Source organism: Kosakonia oryzendophytica, from assembly GCF_900094925.1.
Classification (GTDB): Bacteria; Pseudomonadota; Gammaproteobacteria; order Enterobacterales; family Enterobacteriaceae; genus Kosakonia; species Kosakonia oryzendophytica.
Genome location: NZ_FMAY01000016.1, coordinates 12,501 through 28,431 on the forward strand (window position 1 = coordinate 12,501; position 15,931 = coordinate 28,431).

Here is a 15,931-nt window from a genome sequence, read left to right on the forward strand (position 1 = left end):
CTTAAGAAGCCGTCGCTTCGGTCAGTTCACGGCGCACTTTACTCTCACGCCAGAAATAAACACCGACGTAGACAAAGCACAGCATAGAAACCAGGAACGAGAGCTGTAGCGAGTGGAACATATCCGCCACGTATCCCTGCACCGCTGGCACCACGGCTGCGCCGACAATTGCCATCACAATCACCGCGCCCGCCATTTCGGTATGTTCGTTATCCACCGTATCCAGCGTACCGGCATAGATGGTCGCCCAGCAGGGTCCGAACAGCACACTGACCGCCACCGCTACATAGACCGCGCTGAAGCTCGGCGCCAGCGCAACATAGGCAAGGAACAGCGCGCCAACGATCGCATACATAATGAGGACTTTCGCCGGGTTAAAACGCGTCATCAACATGTTGGCGACAAACTTGCCAATAAAGAAACAGGCGAAGCTGTACACCATAAAGTTCGAGGCATCGCGCTCGTTGATATCCCCCAGTTCCAGCGCCAGACGAATGGTGAATGACCAGACAGCAACCTGCATCCCCACATACAGAAACTGCGCGAGGATCCCACGACGAAAGCGGCTATTGGTTGCCAGATAACGCAGCGTGTCCAGCGCAGACGGGCGTTTATGTGCGGCGGTTTGCGCCACTTTGCATGCCGGGAAGCGGGTGAACATAAACAGCGCCATCACCACAACCAGCACCATAATCATGTACTTATACGGTTCGAGGGTGTTTTCCAGCATCAGGACTTTAAAGTGATGGATCTGCTCCGGCGTCATGCCCGCCATCTGTTTTTGCAGACTATCGCCGTCGGAAAACACCAAATATTTCCCCAGCAAAATGCCGGATGCCGCACCAATCGGGTAGAAGGTCTGACTGATATTCAGACGCAACGTGGCCTGCGCTTTTGGCCCCAGCATCGAACTGTAAGTATTGGCGGCGGTTTCAAGAAAACTCAGACCGATGGCAATGGCGAAAATCGCCGCCAGAAACATGGTGTAGGTCGCCATATGAGAGGCAGGAAAGAACAGCGTACAACCCACGATATACAACGTCAGGCCGATTAAAATCGCCATCTTATAACTGCTGTTTTTGATAACCAGCGAGGCCGGAAGGGCAATTAAGAAATAACCACCATAAAATGCACTCTGTACTAATGCGGAAGCAAAATTACTTAATGAGAAAACACTTTTAAACTGTGTAATTAATATGTCATTTAATGCAGCGGCACATCCCCATAACGGGAATAAACAGGATAACAGAATAAACTGGAACAATGGCGTTTTATTCAGATAGCCATCGGGCATCTGAACGATATTTTTTTCGTTCATAGTGCTACCTTTAATTTTGCAGGGTACCGGCCTGAGGTATTACCGGCTGTATTTTATTAAACACAGCCGCAATAATTCAGGCGTGATTATTCATTGAACGTCAGAAACTCATTAAACTGCTCAATACTCGGGTAAGATGATTGTGTGCCTTTACCCGTCACGCTGAACGCGGCGAAGAGTGAGGCCTTCTTCATGGCGGTTTCCACATCACCGCTTTGTACATAGTAGTGGGCAAAACAGCCGATAAACGCATCACCAGCGCCGCTGGTATCAATAGCATTCACTTTTATGGCCGGAATATGCAACTCACGATCGCGGGTCATCCACAGTGCGCCTTTTTCCCCCATAGTGACAATAATATTGTTCAGCCCTTTATCAATCAGGCTGCGGGCCGCCACACGAATATGGTCATAATTATCCACCGGCATGCCAGTAAGAATTTCCAGCTCAGTTTCATTCGGTATAAAGAAATCACACTTGCAGGCATAAGACATATCTAATTCACGCAGTGCCGGTGCCGGATTTAATAATACGTCGATGCCATGTTTTTTACCGAATTCAATCGCGTGGTAAACCGTCTCTAATTGAACCTCCAGTTGCAGCACAATCAGTTTGCATTTTTTAAGGTCTTCCGCAGCGCGATCAATATCTTCCGGAGAAAGAAATTTGTTCGCCCCTTTGATAATTAAAATACTGTTACTGGAGTTAGGGTTAACAAAAATCGGCGCGACGCCGCTGCTGGTGCAGGGGACTTTCTCAACATAGGTGGTGTTAATGCCCCAGGACTCGAGGTTGCGGATGGTGTTGTCGGCAAAAATATCATCGCCCACTTTGGTCAGCATCAACACTTTCGAGTTGAGTTTCGCTGCGGCAACCGCCTGGTTTGCGCCTTTGCCGCCACAGCCAATTTTGAAGGCAGGTGCTTCCAGCGTTTCTCCCTCTTTCGGCATCTGATGGGTATAGGTGATGAGATCCACCATGTTGGAGCCAATAACGGCGATATCCATTTTAGTCCCTCTCTGAAACAATCACATAACAATGATATTATCGTAACATTATCATGTTATTTTAGTATCATTTGTGACTCCGCTCGCGATTACGGGATCCGGCTTTGCCTGCCACCTTCGTCACAGTTACTGCATATCCACGGATTAAGCACATATCCAGCACGAACATTTAAATGTTACTATAGGAACATAAAAGGTGAGCAGGAGAACAACTGAATGGAAACCAAGCAAAAAGAGCGTATCCGCCGCCTGGTGGAACTGCTGAAAAAGACGGACCGTATCCACCTGAAAGACGCAGCGCGGATGCTGGAAGTGTCGGTGATGACGATCCGCCGGGATTTCAGCCAGGAAGATGAACCGCTGCCGCTGGCGCTATTGGGTGGTTACATTGTGATGGTGAATAAACCAGCCGCTCCCACCCCAGCGACGAATGCTATTGCTGCTCGCCCGCACCATAAAGATGATTTACCGATCGCCATCCTGGCCGCCGGACTGGTGAACGAAAACGATCTGGTCTTCTTTGATAACGGACCGGAAATGCCGTTGGTCATCAGCATGATACCGGATGAAATCACCTTTACCGGCATTTGCTATTCCCACCAGGTGTTTATGGCGCTGAATGCCAAACCGAACGCCACCGCCATGTTATGCGGCGGTACCTACCGCGCTAAAAGCGATGCCTTCTATGCGCCGGACAACCACTCGTTGCTGGATGCGTTGAATCCGCGCAAAGCCTTTATTTCCGCCAGCGGCGTACATGAACACTATGGCGTAACCTGGTTCAACATTGATGATTTACCCATCAAGCGCAAAGCGATGGCGCACGGCATGCGCAAAATTTTACTGGCGCGTTACGCACTGTTTGATGAAGTGGCGCCTGCCAGCATTGCCCCGCTTTCAGCGTTTGACGTGCTGGTGAGCGATCGGCCGCTGCCGCCAGAGTACCCGGCGCACTGCCGCAATGCGTTTGTGAAAGTGATTACACCGGATTCCGACAGCGAAGCTACCCTCTGACCCGGTGCACAAGGCACCGGGTTACGTCCACGGTTACTCGAAAAACAGGCCAAGCTTATTAAACACACCGGGATCGGTCGGGTGACGGATGATTTGCACCACGTCTTCGAGTTTATCTATCTGACTGATCATCTGCTCCAGACGCTGATCGTTAGCGACCTGTAGCCAGATGCGGCTCTGCTCACCACGTTGTAGCGGCAAACAGAGAATGCCTTCCACGTTAAATGCCCGACGGGCAAACAACCCGCAGACGTGAGTCATGACGCCCGGATGGTTGCGCACGGTGAGTTCAAGAATGACGTTATCAGTTGCATGCATGGCTTATTCCCCCACCATTTCTGTATTCGCCGCGCCTGGCGGCACCATCGGGTACACTTTTTCTTGCGGGTCGATGCGTACATGGACCAGTGCGGGGCCGGGACGATCAATGATCGCCTGCAAGGCCGCCTGAGGATCGGCAACGGCGTTTAAATCGCAGGTATGCAGACCAAAACCGGCGGCAATCTGGGTGAAATTAATCATTCCCGGATAGGTTGCCGCAAACACGCCTTGTTTGTAGAACAGGCTCTGCTGCTGGTGTACCAGCCCCAGCGCTTCGTTATTCATCAGAATGATTTTCACATCCAGATTGTTTTCCGCAGCGGTGGCCATCTCCTGGATGTTCATCATCAGGCTACCGTCACCGGAGAAGCAAATAACCTTGCGCGTCGGGTTCGCCAGTGCAGCACCGATCGCGGTGGGTAAACCGAAGCCCATGGTTCCCAGACCGCCAGACGTCAACCACTGGCGTGGGCGGTTCAACGGATAAGCCTGCGCCGCCCACATCTGATGCTGACCAACGTCCGTGGTAATAATGGCCTCATCGTCCACACACGCGGCAACCGCGTTGATCAGCCCATAGTGGGTTAACGGATCGCCCGCCTGAGGAATGTTGCCCGGAAACTCCTGCTGTAACTGCGCTACCAGGTTGCGCCAGCTATGACGCGACTGCGCTTCCACGTGCGGGATCAACGCATCCAGCACTTCGCCCACATCCCCCTGGATAGCCACATGCGCCTGCTTGATTTTCCCCAGCTCCGCACGGTCGATATCCACATGAATGATATTGGCGTTCGGACAGAACTGCTCAGTTTTACCGATCGCCCGGTCATCAAAACGCGCACCCAGCACTACCAGCAGATCCGCTTCCTGCAGGATATGGTTGGTACTGCGTGCGCCGTGCATACCCAGCATGCCCAATGACAACGGATGTTGCTTCGGCAGCATGCCCAGCGCCATCAGCGTCATGGTGGTCGGCAGATTGGCTTTCTCCGCCAGCAGGCGAACCTGTTCCGGCGCGTTAATCACCCCGCCGCCCAGGTACAACACCGGGCGCTGCGCGGCATTAATCATGTCAGCGGCGTCACGCACGCTTTGCGCATTATACGCAGGTGCAGGGGCTTTACCGCCCGCTTCCGGCAATTCGCTCAAGGTGATTTCTGCGGTCTGCACATCTTTAGGAATATCTATCCACACCGGGCCAGGACGACCGGACTGCGCAATGCGGAACGCATCGCTGATCACCTGCGGCAGTTCGGCAATGTCGCGCACCAGGTAGTTATGTTTTGTGATGGGGATAGAGATGCCGTAAGTGTCGACTTCCTGAAAGGCATCTGTGCCAATCATTGAAGCCGGAACCTGGCCGGTAATGCAAATCAGCGGAATAGAGTCGAGGCGCGCATCGGCGATGGCAGTCACCAGATTGGTAGCACCCGGCCCGCTACAGGCCATACATACTGCCGGTTTTCCCTGCGTGCGGGCCATGCCCTGGGCGATAAATCCGGCCCCTTGCTCGTGACGGGCGAGGATATGGCGGATCTGCTTACTCTGACTTAATGCGTCGTATAAGGGGAGAACCGTACCACCAGGGATACCCGTTACCGTGGTAATGCCCTGACGTTCCAGTAAATGAACTATCAGTTGCGCGCCGGTGTAGCGCGTCGATGGTGATGTTGTGCCCGAACTTGCCATGCTCCAGTCCTTATTGTTCTGGGCCGACTTTCCAGGGAGGCTAAAACAAGAAACCCCGCCCGGTTTGCGCCGGCGGGGTTTTGGAATCGTGTGTTGTTCCGGACCCTACGGCGCATTGCCGACGACCACCACCACACGCACGACGACCACCGCGGCGTTATGCGCGGTTTTTAGTAGGTTCATCGACATCGTGGAAGTGTTCATTAGGGACCTGTCTGTCATAAGTTAACAGGATTTATACAAGCACAGGTTTTAGCCGCCGACAACTGCTTTTTACGCACCGGCAGAAAAGTGAGCCATAGATCACGTTTGTTTGCACAGGGCATGAAAACAAAAAACCCCGCCGGAGCGAGGTTTTTAACAGGTTTTCGCGGTTGGTCGCCGCAAAACACACTGCGTTACGTCAACAGCGAAACTATACGGCAATTTTAGTATTCGCGCAATTTTCGGGCGGTTTACCCCGCATTCATTATGGTTCACGGCGCGAAAATCGTCCAGATAATACTGTATATATAAACAGTATTAATATATACTGACCTTGTAATCGGTGTGTGGGGGCCGCTGTTCTACGGCGCAGATAAAGTCCTGGCTGAAACGGGTGGTGCCGTCAGTACCTTAACCCTAATGAGAGCACACTGCGTTACGCCAACAACAAGGCTGACAACAGGCAGCGGAAAGGTACGTCAGCCGGTGCTCCTTAACCCGAGGAGAAGCGTATGGGCGGAATGGAGATGACGATTCTGATCCTGAAACTCATTGTTGCGTTACTGCAACTGCTTGATGCCGTCCTGAAATACCTGCGGTAATTCAGGTTCAAGCCGCACAAAAGAGGGGCGGGAAACCGCCCCTCTTTAACACCCGTCATCTGGCTTCAATGCACAGCAGCATGTTACCTTTTGCTGACACTCCACTGACGCAACCCATTATGACTTTTTCTGTTTTCTGCATTCTGCTGTTCGCCGCCCTGCTACACGCAAGCTGGAACGCCATTGTGAAAGCAGGCAGCGATAAACTCTATTCTGCTATCGCCGTAAGTGGCTCTGCGTCATTCATTGCGCTGATTTTACTCCCCTTTTCCCCCCAACCTGACCTTGCCAGCGCGCCGTATCTCGCGGCAAGTTGCGCGTTGCAGGTGGTTTACACCGTACTGGTAGCAAAAACGTATCAGGTTTCAGACATGAGCCAGACCTACCCCCTGATGCGTGGCACTGCACCATTGCTGGTGGCGGTGATAAGCGTGCTGATATTGGGTGATTCGCTTTCCTTCACCGCATGGGGAGGGATTGCCGTGGTTTGCCTCTCCATTCTCGGCATGGCGTTTAATGGGCGAAACCAGTCACGCAAAGGAATTTGGCTGGCGCTGCTCAACTCCTGCTTTATTGCCGGGTATACGCTGGTAGACGGTACCGGCGTGCGCCTCGCAGGATCTGCGCTGGGTTACTCACTGTGGACCTTTTTCCTCAACGGATTTTGCTTGTTGTGTTGGGCAATGCTGGCGCGGCGGCAAGCGGTGAGCCGTTATCTGGTTGCCAACTGGAAAATAGGTCTGCCTGGCGGTATTGGCACCATGGGATCTTATGGGCTGGCCCTGTGGGCCATGACGCAAGCGCCGTTGGCGGTGGTGGCCGCACTGCGCGAAACGTCGATTCTGTTCGGCGCGGTTATCGCCTTTGTGCTGTTAAAAGAGAACGTCGCCGGACTGCGCATAGCCGCAGCGTTTGGCATTGCCGCCGGCGCTATTTTGTTGCGCCTTTCATGATGCAAACTGGCAACAAAAGTTGCCGAATATTGTTTACAAATCCTGCCTGATGCAGCGTTGTCTTTGCTGCCTTCCATAGTGGTTCTGTCATCTTACTGTGGTAGATTCCTCTCGCATTAAGGCTGTATAGCAGCAACATATTCTTTAATTTCCCATTTTCTAAAAGTAATCAGCGAAATGAAAAGGCAGAGAAACGTCAATTTGTTATTGATGCTGGTGCTCCTGGTCGCCGTCGGGCAGATGGCGCAAACCATTTATATTCCGGCCATTGCCGATATGGCACACGACCTGAATGTCCGTGAAGGAGCGGTGCAAAGCGTGATGGCGGCCTACCTGCTGACCTACGGCGTATCACAGCTTTTTTATGGTCCGCTGGCGGACCGCATCGGGCGTCGCCCGGTGATCCTCGCCGGGATGACCATCTTTATGCTGGCGACGGTGATTGCCATCACCACCCACAGCTTAACGGTGCTAATCCTCGCCAGCGCGCTTCAGGGCGTCGGTACCGGCGTCGGCGGCGTGATGGCTCGAACGTTGCCGCGCGACCTTTACGCCGGTACCGAACTGCGGCATGCCAACAGCCTGTTGAATATGGGCATTCTGGTGAGTCCTTTACTGGCGCCGTTAATCGGCGGGGTACTGAATACGCTGGTGAACTGGCGCGCCTGTTTTGTTTTCCTGCTGGCACTGTGCGCGGTGGTGACCTTCAGCATGGCGCGCTGGATGCCGGAAACCCGGCCCACCGAAGCGCCACGCATGCGACTGATGGACAGCTACAAGGTCCTGTTCGGCAATACCGCATTTAACTGCTATCTGCTGATGCTGATTGGCGGACTGGCGGGGATTGCGGTGTTTGAGGCCAGCTCCGGCGTATTGATGGGCGGCGTATTAGGTCTCAACAGCATGACGGTAAGCATTCTGTTTATTCTGCCAATCCCGGCGGCGTTTTTCGGCGCGTGGTTTGCTGGTCGGCAGAACAAACGTTTCTCTTCCCTGATGTGGCAATCGGTGATCAGTTGCCTGGCGGCCGGGTTAATGATGTGGATCCCCGGCTGGTTTGGGGTGATGACCATCTGGACACTACTGGTTCCCGCTGCACTGTTCTTCTTCGGTGCCGGGATGCTGTTCCCTCTGGCGACCAGCGGCGCAATGGAGCCCTTCCCGTTTCTGGCAGGCACTGCCGGTGCGCTGGTCGGCGGCTTACAGAACATCGGCTCCGGTGGTCTGGCGTGGTTGTCAGCCCAACTGCCGCAAAACGGCCAGTTTAGCCTTGGGATGCTGATGACGCTGGCGGCTCTTTTGATTCTGTTGTGCTGGCTACCGCTGGCGTCGCGCTCTGCGCGCCATGAGCAGATGATCTAGCTTCATGGTGGCCCGGCTTCACGTCGGGCTTTTCACACTCCGGCGTGATCATCACCTTCAGCAGCGGCTCCGGCGCGGGCCGCCATGCACCCTCTTCGCCATCGTAAAACTGCGTGTCCGCATTAATGGCATAAGGGATTTTCGCCCGACTCAATTCGCAAGCCATAAAGTTGGCGAACGCCATTTGCGACTCCGTGGGCATGCTTTTCATCGACTCACCTACCGCCCATCCCCCAACCCAGCTGGCATGACCGGTTTTCTGCTGCCAGTGCAGAGCAAGGTTAATGCGCCCGCGGATCGCTGCTTTCTCCGCCGCCGTGCCCGACGTCCACGGGTATTTACCGTTATTTTTCAGTGGTCCCCACGGGAAGATATGCCACTCCGCCAGTAAATAACTCTGGCTGCGTGCTGGCAACTTCAGAGAAGTCAGGTCTTCCGGTGCTGCACGCATACGCGGCGCAATAAAAATCATGCGCTGGGGATCGATATCGTGCAGGGTTTTGACGACTTTTTCATAGGCGCGGTTGAGCGCAGGCAAATCATGGTTGAGTTTATCGGCCGGTTCATAAATGACATCAAAACCGAGCATCGGGTGATCTGTGCCAAAAAACGTGGCGACAGTGCTCCACCATGCCACCAGTTGAGCTTCGTTTTTTGCATCCGGGTCGGCTTTAAAGCTGTCTGCCTGGTAGGAGATCACCGGGATCACACCGTACTCTTCACAAGCTTCCACCAGTTTACGCAGGTGGATTAAGCGAGCTTCCGTCATCGGGTCAGCCACACGAATGCGGACATGGCGGATCCCAACGTTATAAAAGTCGCGCACAATCAGCGGATCAAATTCGCGGATACCGCGGTCAGTGCGCGCCCAGTCGACGTCCATTCCCACCCCTAACTGTTGCGCGTAATGCGCCGCCGTTAGCGGAGTATCGGCGGCAAACGCAGGGGTTGTCGCCAGCAACATAACAGCAGTAATCAGTGGCTTTAACACAGTTGACCTTGCGAAAATTAGGGGTGATTACATGTATTTATCATGCTTTGGCGCCCCAGGTGTAGCGCCAAAGCGTAATAAATTCTCACTGACTCTCCATACTTGCGCCCACAGCGTATTCCTGTTTTCTTTACGCATCCACTCCCGACAAAAGTGAACCGATGAAAAACGCCGATATTGAGAAACTCATCCAGCAGTACCCGCTGGTTAAGCAACTGATCGACCTGCAAGAAACGCGCTGGTTTAACCCTAATACTACCTCTGTTGCGCAGGCTTTGCCGCATGTTGGCCTGAGTGCGCAAGATGTTCACGACGCACACGCACGTCTTGCCCGTTTTGCGCCGTTTCTGGCGCAGGCCTTTCCGGAAACGGCCGTAAGCCATGGCATTATTGAATCGGAGGTGGTGCCGATCCCCGCGATGCAGCGTCGTATTGGCCCGGCAGTAACCGGCGAATTATGGCTGAAAAAAGACAGCCACTTGCCGATTTCCGGCTCGATCAAAGCCCGGGGTGGCATTTATGAAGTTCTGACGCATGCAGAAAAACTCGCTATTGCCGCCGGGTTACTGAGTGAACAGGATGATTACGGCAAGCTGTTGTCACCGACGTTCGCACGCTTTTTCGGCCAGTACAGCATTGCCGTCGGCTCCACCGGCAACCTCGGCCTGTCGATTGGCATCATCAGCGCGCGCCTCGGTTTTAACGTCACTGTGCATATGTCTGCCGATGCGCGGGCGTGGAAAAAGGCCAAATTGCGCAGCCACGGCGTGAAGGTAGTGGAATACGCAGAGGATTACGGTGTCGCCGTTGAACAAGGGCGGCTGGCGGCGGCAAACGATGCAAACTGCTTTTTTATCGATGATGAAAACTCGCGCACGCTGTTTTTAGGCTACGCCGTCGCCGGGCAGCGCCTCAAAGATCAATTTACCCGCCTCGGTAAAGTCGTCGATCGCGCGCACCCGTTGTTTGTCTATCTGCCTTGCGGCGTTGGCGGCGGCCCCGGTGGTGTGGCATTCGGTCTGAAACTGGCTTTTGGCGATGATGTACACTGTATTTTCGCAGAACCGACGCACTCCCCGTGCATGTTGTTAGGGGTTTATACCGGCTTGCATGACGGCATTGCCGTGCAGGATCTGGGGATAGATAACCTGACTGCCGCCGATGGACTGGCGGTAGGGCGCGCCTCCGGCTTTGTCGGTCGGGCAATGGAGCGCCTGCTGGATGGTTTCTACACCGTCGATGATCGCACGCTTTATAGCCTGCTCAGTTGGCTGGCGCAGGAAGAGGGCATTCAACTGGAGCCCTCGGCACTGGCAGGGATGGCCGGGCCACAGCAGATCTGCACCGATACGACTTACCATCGGCTACACGGGTTCAGCAACAGTCAACTCACACAGGCCACGCATCTGGTATGGGCGACCGGCGGCGGTATGGTGCCTGCTGACGAGATGGCACAGTATCTGGCAACAGCGCGATAAATCAGCCCGATTTGCGCAGAATTGCCATCAACTCCATTGGGGAACGCCGCTGGCGAAGCAGGTCACGCATCACGCGCATGTGCGGCGCGGTGTGGCTGAAAAAACGGCGATAGCCTTCGCACAACGCGCTCTTTCCCCGCTGGATACGGTGCTTCGGGCAATCGCCCTGGCAAAACCGCAGCACTTCGCAGTGGCGACACTCATCGCTGAGGGTGGTTTTTTTGCTCTGCCCGAAAGCCGTGGCGTCGCGGCTGGCATTGATCTCGCTAATCGGGATCTGATGCAGATTGCCCAGGTGATAATCAGTGTAGACATAGTGATCGCAGGCATACATATCACCATTGGCCTCCAGTGCAAGCGCATGGCCGCAGGTTTCACCAAACGTGCACATTTGCGACGGGTAGCCGCTCCACACGCCCAGCGTCGAATCAAAAAGCTGGACGTACACCCGGCCAATATCGTCCAGCGCCCATCTATCAAACACCGTATTCAGGAAGGTTCCCCACGCATCGCCGCTCACCGATTCGGCGGTTAATTGCCCCTGCGCATCCTGTTCGACCAGCGGGATAAATTGCAAAAATGGCGTGCCAAGACTGCGTAAATAGCGGTACAGGCGTTGCGGCTGCTGGCTATTCAGCGCATTGACGACGCACAGCAGATTGAACTCAACCCGGTGTTTCACCAGCAACTGGATGGCATTCACGACATGATGATGCGAAGGTTTACCGCTGCGATTAACGCGATAGGCATCATGCAAATCCGCCGGGCCATCAATGGAAATCCCCACCAGCCAGCCATGCTCGCGAAAAAAGCGACACCAGTCGTCGTTCAGCAAGAGGCCATTGGTCTGAAAGGCGTTTTCGATACGTTTGCCGTCAGCGTACTGCTTTTGCAACGCGGCAACGCGGCGGAAAAAATCCAGCCCGCAGAGTGTTGGTTCCCCACCTTGCCAGGCAAACGGCACAATGGCGTTGTCGGGTTGAGCCGCGATCTGCTGGCGGATAAATGCCTCCAGCGTGGCGTCGTCCATAACGCTTTGCTGCTGTTTTTCAATATAAAAACAGTAACGGCAGTTAAGGTTGCAGCGCGAACTGGCGGGCTTGGCCATAACGTGACAGCCTGGCATGCAATCTCCTCAAAGAAATAGAAGTAGCTGGCGTATATGGGTTACAGCAAACAGTAACGCGAGGGAGAGCACCGCGAGGGAGATCAATAATTTGTCACGTATTGCGCCCGCCTGGGCAAAATCATCTTTTTCAACATCCATGACGATACGTTTGCGCGTATAGCGCCACAGCAAACCCGCCGCCAGCGCCAGCACGGCCAGCGAGATCCAGAATGGCATACCGGAGTGCTGCCAGTTGTGTCGAACCGCCAGCGCCATCAACGCGCCATAGCCAAATAACGTGCGCAGCCACGCCAGCGACGTGCGTTCAGGTTGCAGCCCGGGATCGCCCTCACGGCGGGCCTTACGGCTACCCGCCATAGAACACCAGCCCCATCACTACCAGCGCCACCATCAGCAGAGCAACACTGATGACCATTAACGCTCCGGTGTAAGGCAGATCCTCTTTCAGGCGCATCGCTTTCTCATTACGTAGCCAGCGCAGATAACCGTACAGCGCCAGAGCACCGGAAAACAGGCACAGCAACAGCGCCAGCACTTCGCGGATCAAGGGGGTGGCAAACTGCGGGGCAAGTTGGTCCAGACCCACGCCCGCCGCCAGAAAGCCCAGCGCCGTGCGGATCCATGCCAGAAAGGTGCGCTCGTTAGCCAGCGAGAAGCGATAATCCGGCGCTTCGCCGACGCGGGAGATCTTCATGGGGGCTCCTTGTTGTGGTTCTGGTCAACAAAGTAGCGGATACGACCGTTTTTTTCGACACGTTTCACGTAAAGGACCGGCATCCTGATGATGCCGGTCGCGAGGATTAATGCAGTTCAGGCCAGTAATCTCTGTTTGCTTCTACTAAATCATCAAGGATGGCTTTGGCGACAGAGGCGCTGGGGACGGTTTTCGACAGGGTGAGAGCCTGCCACAACTTCTGGTAGGAATGCTGTTCCCAGGCATCCACCACCAGTTTCTCCACCGCCACCTGCTGGCTCATCAACCCTTTCTGGAAGTGTGGAATATCGCCGACCGTCAACGGTTCCGGGCCGTTTTTCCCCACAAGGCAAGGGATCTCCACCATCGCGTCGGCGTCGAAGTTATGGATCGCGCCGTTATTCGGCACAATCAATAGCATTCGCGCCTGGGTGTTAAAGGCAATGGCGGTCGCCAGATCAACGATGTAAGACGCATGTTCGTCGATCTCCAGCTCACCGGCAGATGATTTCCCCGCTTCAATAATCGCGCGGCATGCACTAAAAACCTGTTTTTCACGGTGATCCATCACTTCATTCGCACGGGTACGTTCAGGGTTAGAGTGAGCGACAACGTAATCCGGGAAGAGGTAATACTTCAGGTAGGTGTTCGGCATGGTATCCGGATCCAGCGCCTGGACATCTTTTGCTTTGGCAAAAGTGTCGTTCCAGCTCGCTTCGGTATGTTCATCTTTTGCGGGTGGAACATAACCATTTTTCGCGACATATTCGCGTAATTTCGGCATTAAATCGTTGCCGTTCTGATCCTCAATCGATGTCCACCAGCCAAAATGATTAAGCCCGTAGTAACGCACCCGCATTGCTTTACGATCAGGCAGGCCGACTATCTGCGCCATCCGGCCTTCGATGCCGATAGGCATATCGCAGATATTGAGGATTTTCGCCTGTGGGCGCAGGCGACGGGTTGCTTCCGCGACAATCGCCGCCGGGTTGGAGTAGTTGAGCATCCAGGCATTGGGCGAATACTGCTGCATATAATCCACCAGCTCCAGTACGCCGCCAATAGAACGCATACCGTAAGCGATCCCACCCGGACCGCAGGTTTCCTGCCCCACCACACCGTGGCGCAGCGGGATTTTCTCGTCTTTTTCGCGCATCGGGTATTTGCCCACGCGAATATGCGCCATGACAAAATCCACATCGCTAAAGGCGGTTTTCGGATCGGTGGTGTAGCTAAAGTCGATGTCCGGTGCCTGCTCACGGAGAATAATTTTACAGGCCTCGGCGATGGTTTCCTGACGCGCGCCATCGTTGTCATAAAATTTAAGCGCGCGGAGAGGAAAGCGATCGCGGTTAGCCAACAACATCAGGACGATACCCGGTGTAAAGGTGCTACCGCCGCCGGCGATTACCACAGAGAATTTTTTCATTATACAGCCTCCGACAGAGTGGATAGTTCGTTCGTTACAGTGGTTTTCATAAGGAATTCAAGCTGTTCACGCACTTGAGGAACATGCAGCCCGACAATCACCTGAATGCCGTTACCGCGCCGCACTACGCCATGCGCGCCCAGTGCTTTGAAAACATCGTCGCTGTCGGTTTTCGCCATATCATTCAGCGTGATACGTAACCGTGTTGCACAGTTGTTAATGCTTTCAATATTCGCCGTGCCGCCAAGTGCTTTCAGGAAACCAGCAGCCTGGCTCGTTTGCGCCGCAACCGGAGCCGTGGTGTGACCTCGCGCTGCTTTATAGTCCGCTTTGCTGTAGAGCTTCACTTCACTCGCTTCCCGCCCCGGCGTTTTGAGGTTGAGGCGTACAATCAGCGTGCGGAAAACCAGGAAATAGAGCGCGGTAAAACAGAGACCGATGCCAATCTGTGTCAGCACCATCGCCGCATGGTTATGAAACATGGGGATCCAGTTCTGCGGTAAGAACTGGTCAAGCAGGCCGCCCCCCATATTGCCCACCACGCCAAAGCTGTACATCACCGTCGCCATACTGGCGGCCAGCACGGCGTGAACAGCAAATAAGAGCGGGGAGATAAACAGGAAGGTAAACTCAAGCGGTTCGGTAATGCCCACCAGCACTGCCGTGAGCGTGGCGGGGATCAGTAAGCCTGCAACTTTAACGCGGTTTTCCGGCGATGCGGTGTACCACAACGCCAGCGCAATACCGACGGAACCGAACACTTTCGAGTTACCGTGCAGGGCAAAACCACCTTGCGGGAAGAGGGTTTTCAACGCTTCGGTGCTCTGGCTAAATTCCTGTAAATGCTGCGCCCAGTACACCTGAATGCCGCCTTCCACTGCCGCCGGACCAAAAACAAACGGCCCATAAACAAAGTGATGCAGCCCGGTCGGGATCAGGATGCGCTCCAGGAAGGTGTAGACCCACACGCCCAGCGCCCCGGCGGAACGTAAGAACGCCTGTAACGACTCAATGCCCAGTTGCACTTTCGGCCAGCCCAACAGCGTTAACCAGGCGCAGGGGATCATCGCCAGGAATGCGATAATCACCACAAACGATGTCCCCTGGAAAATGCCGAGGAAGACCGGCAATGGTTTATCGAAGTAGCGGTTATGTATCGCCGTCACAAGGCCGGAAATAGCGATCGCGCCGATAATGCTGGTATCAAGGGTTTTAATACCGGCAATCAGTGTTAATCCGCTACCGGTAACAGGGTCTGCTGCAAAGTTGACACCAAAGAAATGGCCCCAGGTCATCCCCATGGCATTAATAAAATAGTTCCAGGTCAGGAAGCTAATCAACACAGCGAGACAGGCGCGGCCCTGGGCCTGCTTCGCCAGGCCAATGGGTAAACCGACGGCGAAAATCAACGGCATATTACGAAACACCGCCCAGCCGCCTTCTTCAATAATGTGAACGATCTGCGCAAAGAGGTTGTCGGGTGTGGTCAGTGCTTCTCCGACGAACAGCGGGTTGCGCAGCATGATAGCGATCCCAACCACCATACCGGCGAAGGGAAACAGCAACACCGGGGTAAACATGGCGCCGCCAAAACGTTGTATTTGACTGAGCATTTTCAAATCCTCATTGAACAACCTGTAGGGGTAGAGGCCTTGTTATGGTGTATTGGCCTGAAATGAGCATAAGAATTTGCTTCAGTGCGAGCAGGGTGCGCCGCTGCGATCCGTGATAGCCCTCATG

Annotated in this window: 16 protein-coding genes; 5 read left to right on the forward strand and 11 right to left on the reverse strand. The window is 54.3% G+C overall.

Features of this window, described 5'->3' with window-relative positions; all coding sequences use genetic code 11:
- Position 1 precedes the first annotated feature (1 nt).
- Together fucP and rbsK are read right to left on the reverse strand one after the other, a co-directional pair.
- Positions 2-1,318 carry an L-fucose:H+ symporter permease gene (gene fucP / locus GA0061071_RS20805; protein ID WP_061492421.1) on the reverse strand — a complete coding sequence of 439 codons (1,317 nt, stop codon included), beginning with the start codon at positions 1,316-1,318 and terminating at the stop codon, positions 2-4.
- A gap of 86 nt (positions 1,319-1,404) precedes the next feature.
- Positions 1,405-2,325: a ribokinase gene (gene rbsK / locus GA0061071_RS20810; RefSeq protein WP_088236948.1), complete on the reverse strand. Its 921-nt coding sequence runs from the start codon at positions 2,323-2,325 to the stop codon at positions 1,405-1,407.
- A gap of 216 nt (positions 2,326-2,541) precedes the next feature.
- On the opposite strand from rbsK, the gene GA0061071_RS20815 reads away from it, so the two are divergent.
- The gene (locus GA0061071_RS20815) at positions 2,542-3,339 is read left to right on the forward strand and encodes a DeoR family transcriptional regulator (RefSeq protein WP_061492419.1); all 798 of its coding nucleotides are present in this window, start codon (positions 2,542-2,544) and stop codon (positions 3,337-3,339) included.
- 33 nt (positions 3,340-3,372) lie between these two features.
- On the opposite strand, the gene ilvN is transcribed toward GA0061071_RS20815, so the two are convergent.
- From ilvN to ivbL, 3 genes are all read right to left on the reverse strand, one after another.
- Entirely contained in the window at positions 3,373-3,657 is a 285-nt protein-coding gene (gene ilvN / locus GA0061071_RS20820) for an acetolactate synthase small subunit (RefSeq protein ID WP_061492418.1), read from the reverse strand.
- A 3-nt stretch (positions 3,658-3,660) separates the two neighbouring features.
- Positions 3,661-5,349: an acetolactate synthase large subunit gene (gene ilvB, locus GA0061071_RS20825; protein ID WP_061492417.1), complete on the reverse strand. Its 1,689-nt coding sequence runs from the start codon at positions 5,347-5,349 to the stop codon at positions 3,661-3,663.
- A 105-nt stretch (positions 5,350-5,454) separates the two neighbouring features.
- Positions 5,455-5,553: an ilvB operon leader peptide IvbL gene (gene ivbL / locus GA0061071_RS23420; RefSeq protein ID WP_134319157.1), complete on the reverse strand. Its 99-nt coding sequence runs from the start codon at positions 5,551-5,553 to the stop codon at positions 5,455-5,457.
- A gap of 512 nt (positions 5,554-6,065) precedes the next feature.
- Between ivbL and tisB the strand changes: the two genes are divergently transcribed.
- The 3 genes from tisB to emrD all read left to right on the forward strand — a co-directional run bounded on the left by tisB (position 6,066) and on the right by emrD (position 8,470).
- Positions 6,066-6,155, forward strand: coding sequence for a type I toxin-antitoxin system toxin TisB (gene tisB, locus GA0061071_RS20835; RefSeq protein ID WP_061492416.1), 90 nt, complete (start codon positions 6,066-6,068; stop codon positions 6,153-6,155).
- Positions 6,156-6,274: 119 nt separating this feature from the next.
- Positions 6,275-7,108 (forward strand): DMT family transporter, encoded by an 834-nt coding sequence (locus GA0061071_RS20840; RefSeq protein WP_088236971.1) that lies wholly within the window; start codon positions 6,275-6,277, stop codon positions 7,106-7,108.
- 177 nt (positions 7,109-7,285) lie between these two features.
- On the forward strand, positions 7,286-8,470 hold the full coding sequence (gene emrD, locus GA0061071_RS20845) for a multidrug efflux MFS transporter EmrD (RefSeq protein ID WP_061492415.1): 1,185 nt from the start codon (positions 7,286-7,288) through the stop codon (positions 8,468-8,470).
- On the opposite strand, the gene GA0061071_RS20850 is transcribed toward emrD, so the two are convergent.
- Complete coding sequence (locus GA0061071_RS20850; RefSeq protein ID WP_170933824.1) at positions 8,373-9,461, reverse strand: cellulase family glycosylhydrolase; 1,089 nt, start codon at positions 9,459-9,461, stop codon at positions 8,373-8,375. The two genes, emrD and GA0061071_RS20850, sit on opposite strands and share 98 nt — an antisense overlap.
- A 161-nt stretch (positions 9,462-9,622) precedes the next feature.
- On the opposite strand from GA0061071_RS20850, the gene GA0061071_RS20855 reads away from it, so the two are divergent.
- Positions 9,623-10,939, forward strand: a complete 1,317-nt coding sequence (locus GA0061071_RS20855; RefSeq protein WP_088236949.1) for a D-serine ammonia-lyase — start codon at positions 9,623-9,625, stop codon at positions 10,937-10,939.
- 1 nt (position 10,940) lies between these two features.
- On the opposite strand, the gene GA0061071_RS20860 is transcribed toward GA0061071_RS20855, so the two are convergent.
- The 5 genes from GA0061071_RS20860 to GA0061071_RS20880 form a co-directional block, all read right to left on the reverse strand.
- Entirely contained in the window at positions 10,941-12,065 is a 1,125-nt protein-coding gene (locus GA0061071_RS20860) for an anaerobic sulfatase maturase (RefSeq protein WP_167352674.1), read from the reverse strand.
- A gap of 9 nt (positions 12,066-12,074) precedes the next feature.
- Entirely contained in the window at positions 12,075-12,425 is a 351-nt protein-coding gene (locus GA0061071_RS20865; RefSeq protein ID WP_061492413.1) for a DUF202 domain-containing protein, read from the reverse strand.
- On the reverse strand, positions 12,415-12,762 hold the full coding sequence (locus GA0061071_RS20870; protein ID WP_088236950.1) for a YidH family protein: 348 nt from the start codon (positions 12,760-12,762) through the stop codon (positions 12,415-12,417). Before GA0061071_RS20870 ends, GA0061071_RS20865 begins: the two co-directional genes overlap by 11 nt.
- 106 nt (positions 12,763-12,868) lie before the next feature.
- Entirely contained in the window at positions 12,869-14,191 is a 1,323-nt protein-coding gene (locus tag GA0061071_RS20875) for a 6-phospho-alpha-glucosidase (RefSeq protein ID WP_061492411.1), read from the reverse strand.
- Positions 14,191-15,804: an alpha-glucoside-specific PTS transporter subunit IIBC gene (locus GA0061071_RS20880; protein ID WP_088236951.1), complete on the reverse strand. Its 1,614-nt coding sequence runs from the start codon at positions 15,802-15,804 to the stop codon at positions 14,191-14,193. The genes GA0061071_RS20875 and GA0061071_RS20880 overlap by 1 nt, the downstream gene beginning before the upstream one ends.
- Positions 15,805-15,931: the final 127 nt, after the last annotated feature.

What these genes read in the sequence shown, in the direction of transcription:
- fucP (WP_061492421.1), bottom strand. Translation starts at nt 1,318, where the DNA reads ATGAACGAAAAAAATATCGTTCAGATGCCCGATGGCTATCTGAATAAA.
- rbsK (WP_088236948.1), bottom strand. Translation starts at nt 2,325, where the DNA reads ATGGATATCGCCGTTATTGGCTCCAACATGGTGGATCTCATCACCTAT.
- GA0061071_RS20815 (WP_061492419.1), top strand. Translation starts at nt 2,542, where the DNA reads ATGGAAACCAAGCAAAAAGAGCGTATCCGCCGCCTGGTGGAACTGCTG.
- ilvN (WP_061492418.1), bottom strand. Translation starts at nt 3,657, where the DNA reads ATGCATGCAACTGATAACGTCATTCTTGAACTCACCGTGCGCAACCAT.
- ilvB (WP_061492417.1), bottom strand. Translation starts at nt 5,349, where the DNA reads ATGGCAAGTTCGGGCACAACATCACCATCGACGCGCTACACCGGCGCG.
- ivbL (WP_134319157.1), bottom strand. Translation starts at nt 5,553, where the DNA reads ATGAACACTTCCACGATGTCGATGAACCTACTAAAAACCGCGCATAAC.
- tisB (WP_061492416.1), top strand. Translation starts at nt 6,066, where the DNA reads ATGGGCGGAATGGAGATGACGATTCTGATCCTGAAACTCATTGTTGCG.
- GA0061071_RS20840 (WP_088236971.1), top strand. Translation starts at nt 6,275, where the DNA reads ATGACTTTTTCTGTTTTCTGCATTCTGCTGTTCGCCGCCCTGCTACAC.
- emrD (WP_061492415.1), top strand. Translation starts at nt 7,286, where the DNA reads ATGAAAAGGCAGAGAAACGTCAATTTGTTATTGATGCTGGTGCTCCTG.
- GA0061071_RS20855 (WP_088236949.1), top strand. Translation starts at nt 9,623, where the DNA reads ATGAAAAACGCCGATATTGAGAAACTCATCCAGCAGTACCCGCTGGTT.
- GA0061071_RS20860 (WP_167352674.1), bottom strand. Translation starts at nt 12,065, where the DNA reads ATGCCAGGCTGTCACGTTATGGCCAAGCCCGCCAGTTCGCGCTGCAAC.
- GA0061071_RS20865 (WP_061492413.1), bottom strand. Translation starts at nt 12,425, where the DNA reads ATGGCGGGTAGCCGTAAGGCCCGCCGTGAGGGCGATCCCGGGCTGCAA.
- GA0061071_RS20870 (WP_088236950.1), bottom strand. Translation starts at nt 12,762, where the DNA reads ATGAAGATCTCCCGCGTCGGCGAAGCGCCGGATTATCGCTTCTCGCTG.
- GA0061071_RS20875 (WP_061492411.1), bottom strand. Translation starts at nt 14,191, where the DNA reads ATGAAAAAATTCTCTGTGGTAATCGCCGGCGGCGGTAGCACCTTTACA.
- GA0061071_RS20880 (WP_088236951.1), bottom strand. Translation starts at nt 15,804, where the DNA reads ATGCTCAGTCAAATACAACGTTTTGGCGGCGCCATGTTTACCCCGGTG.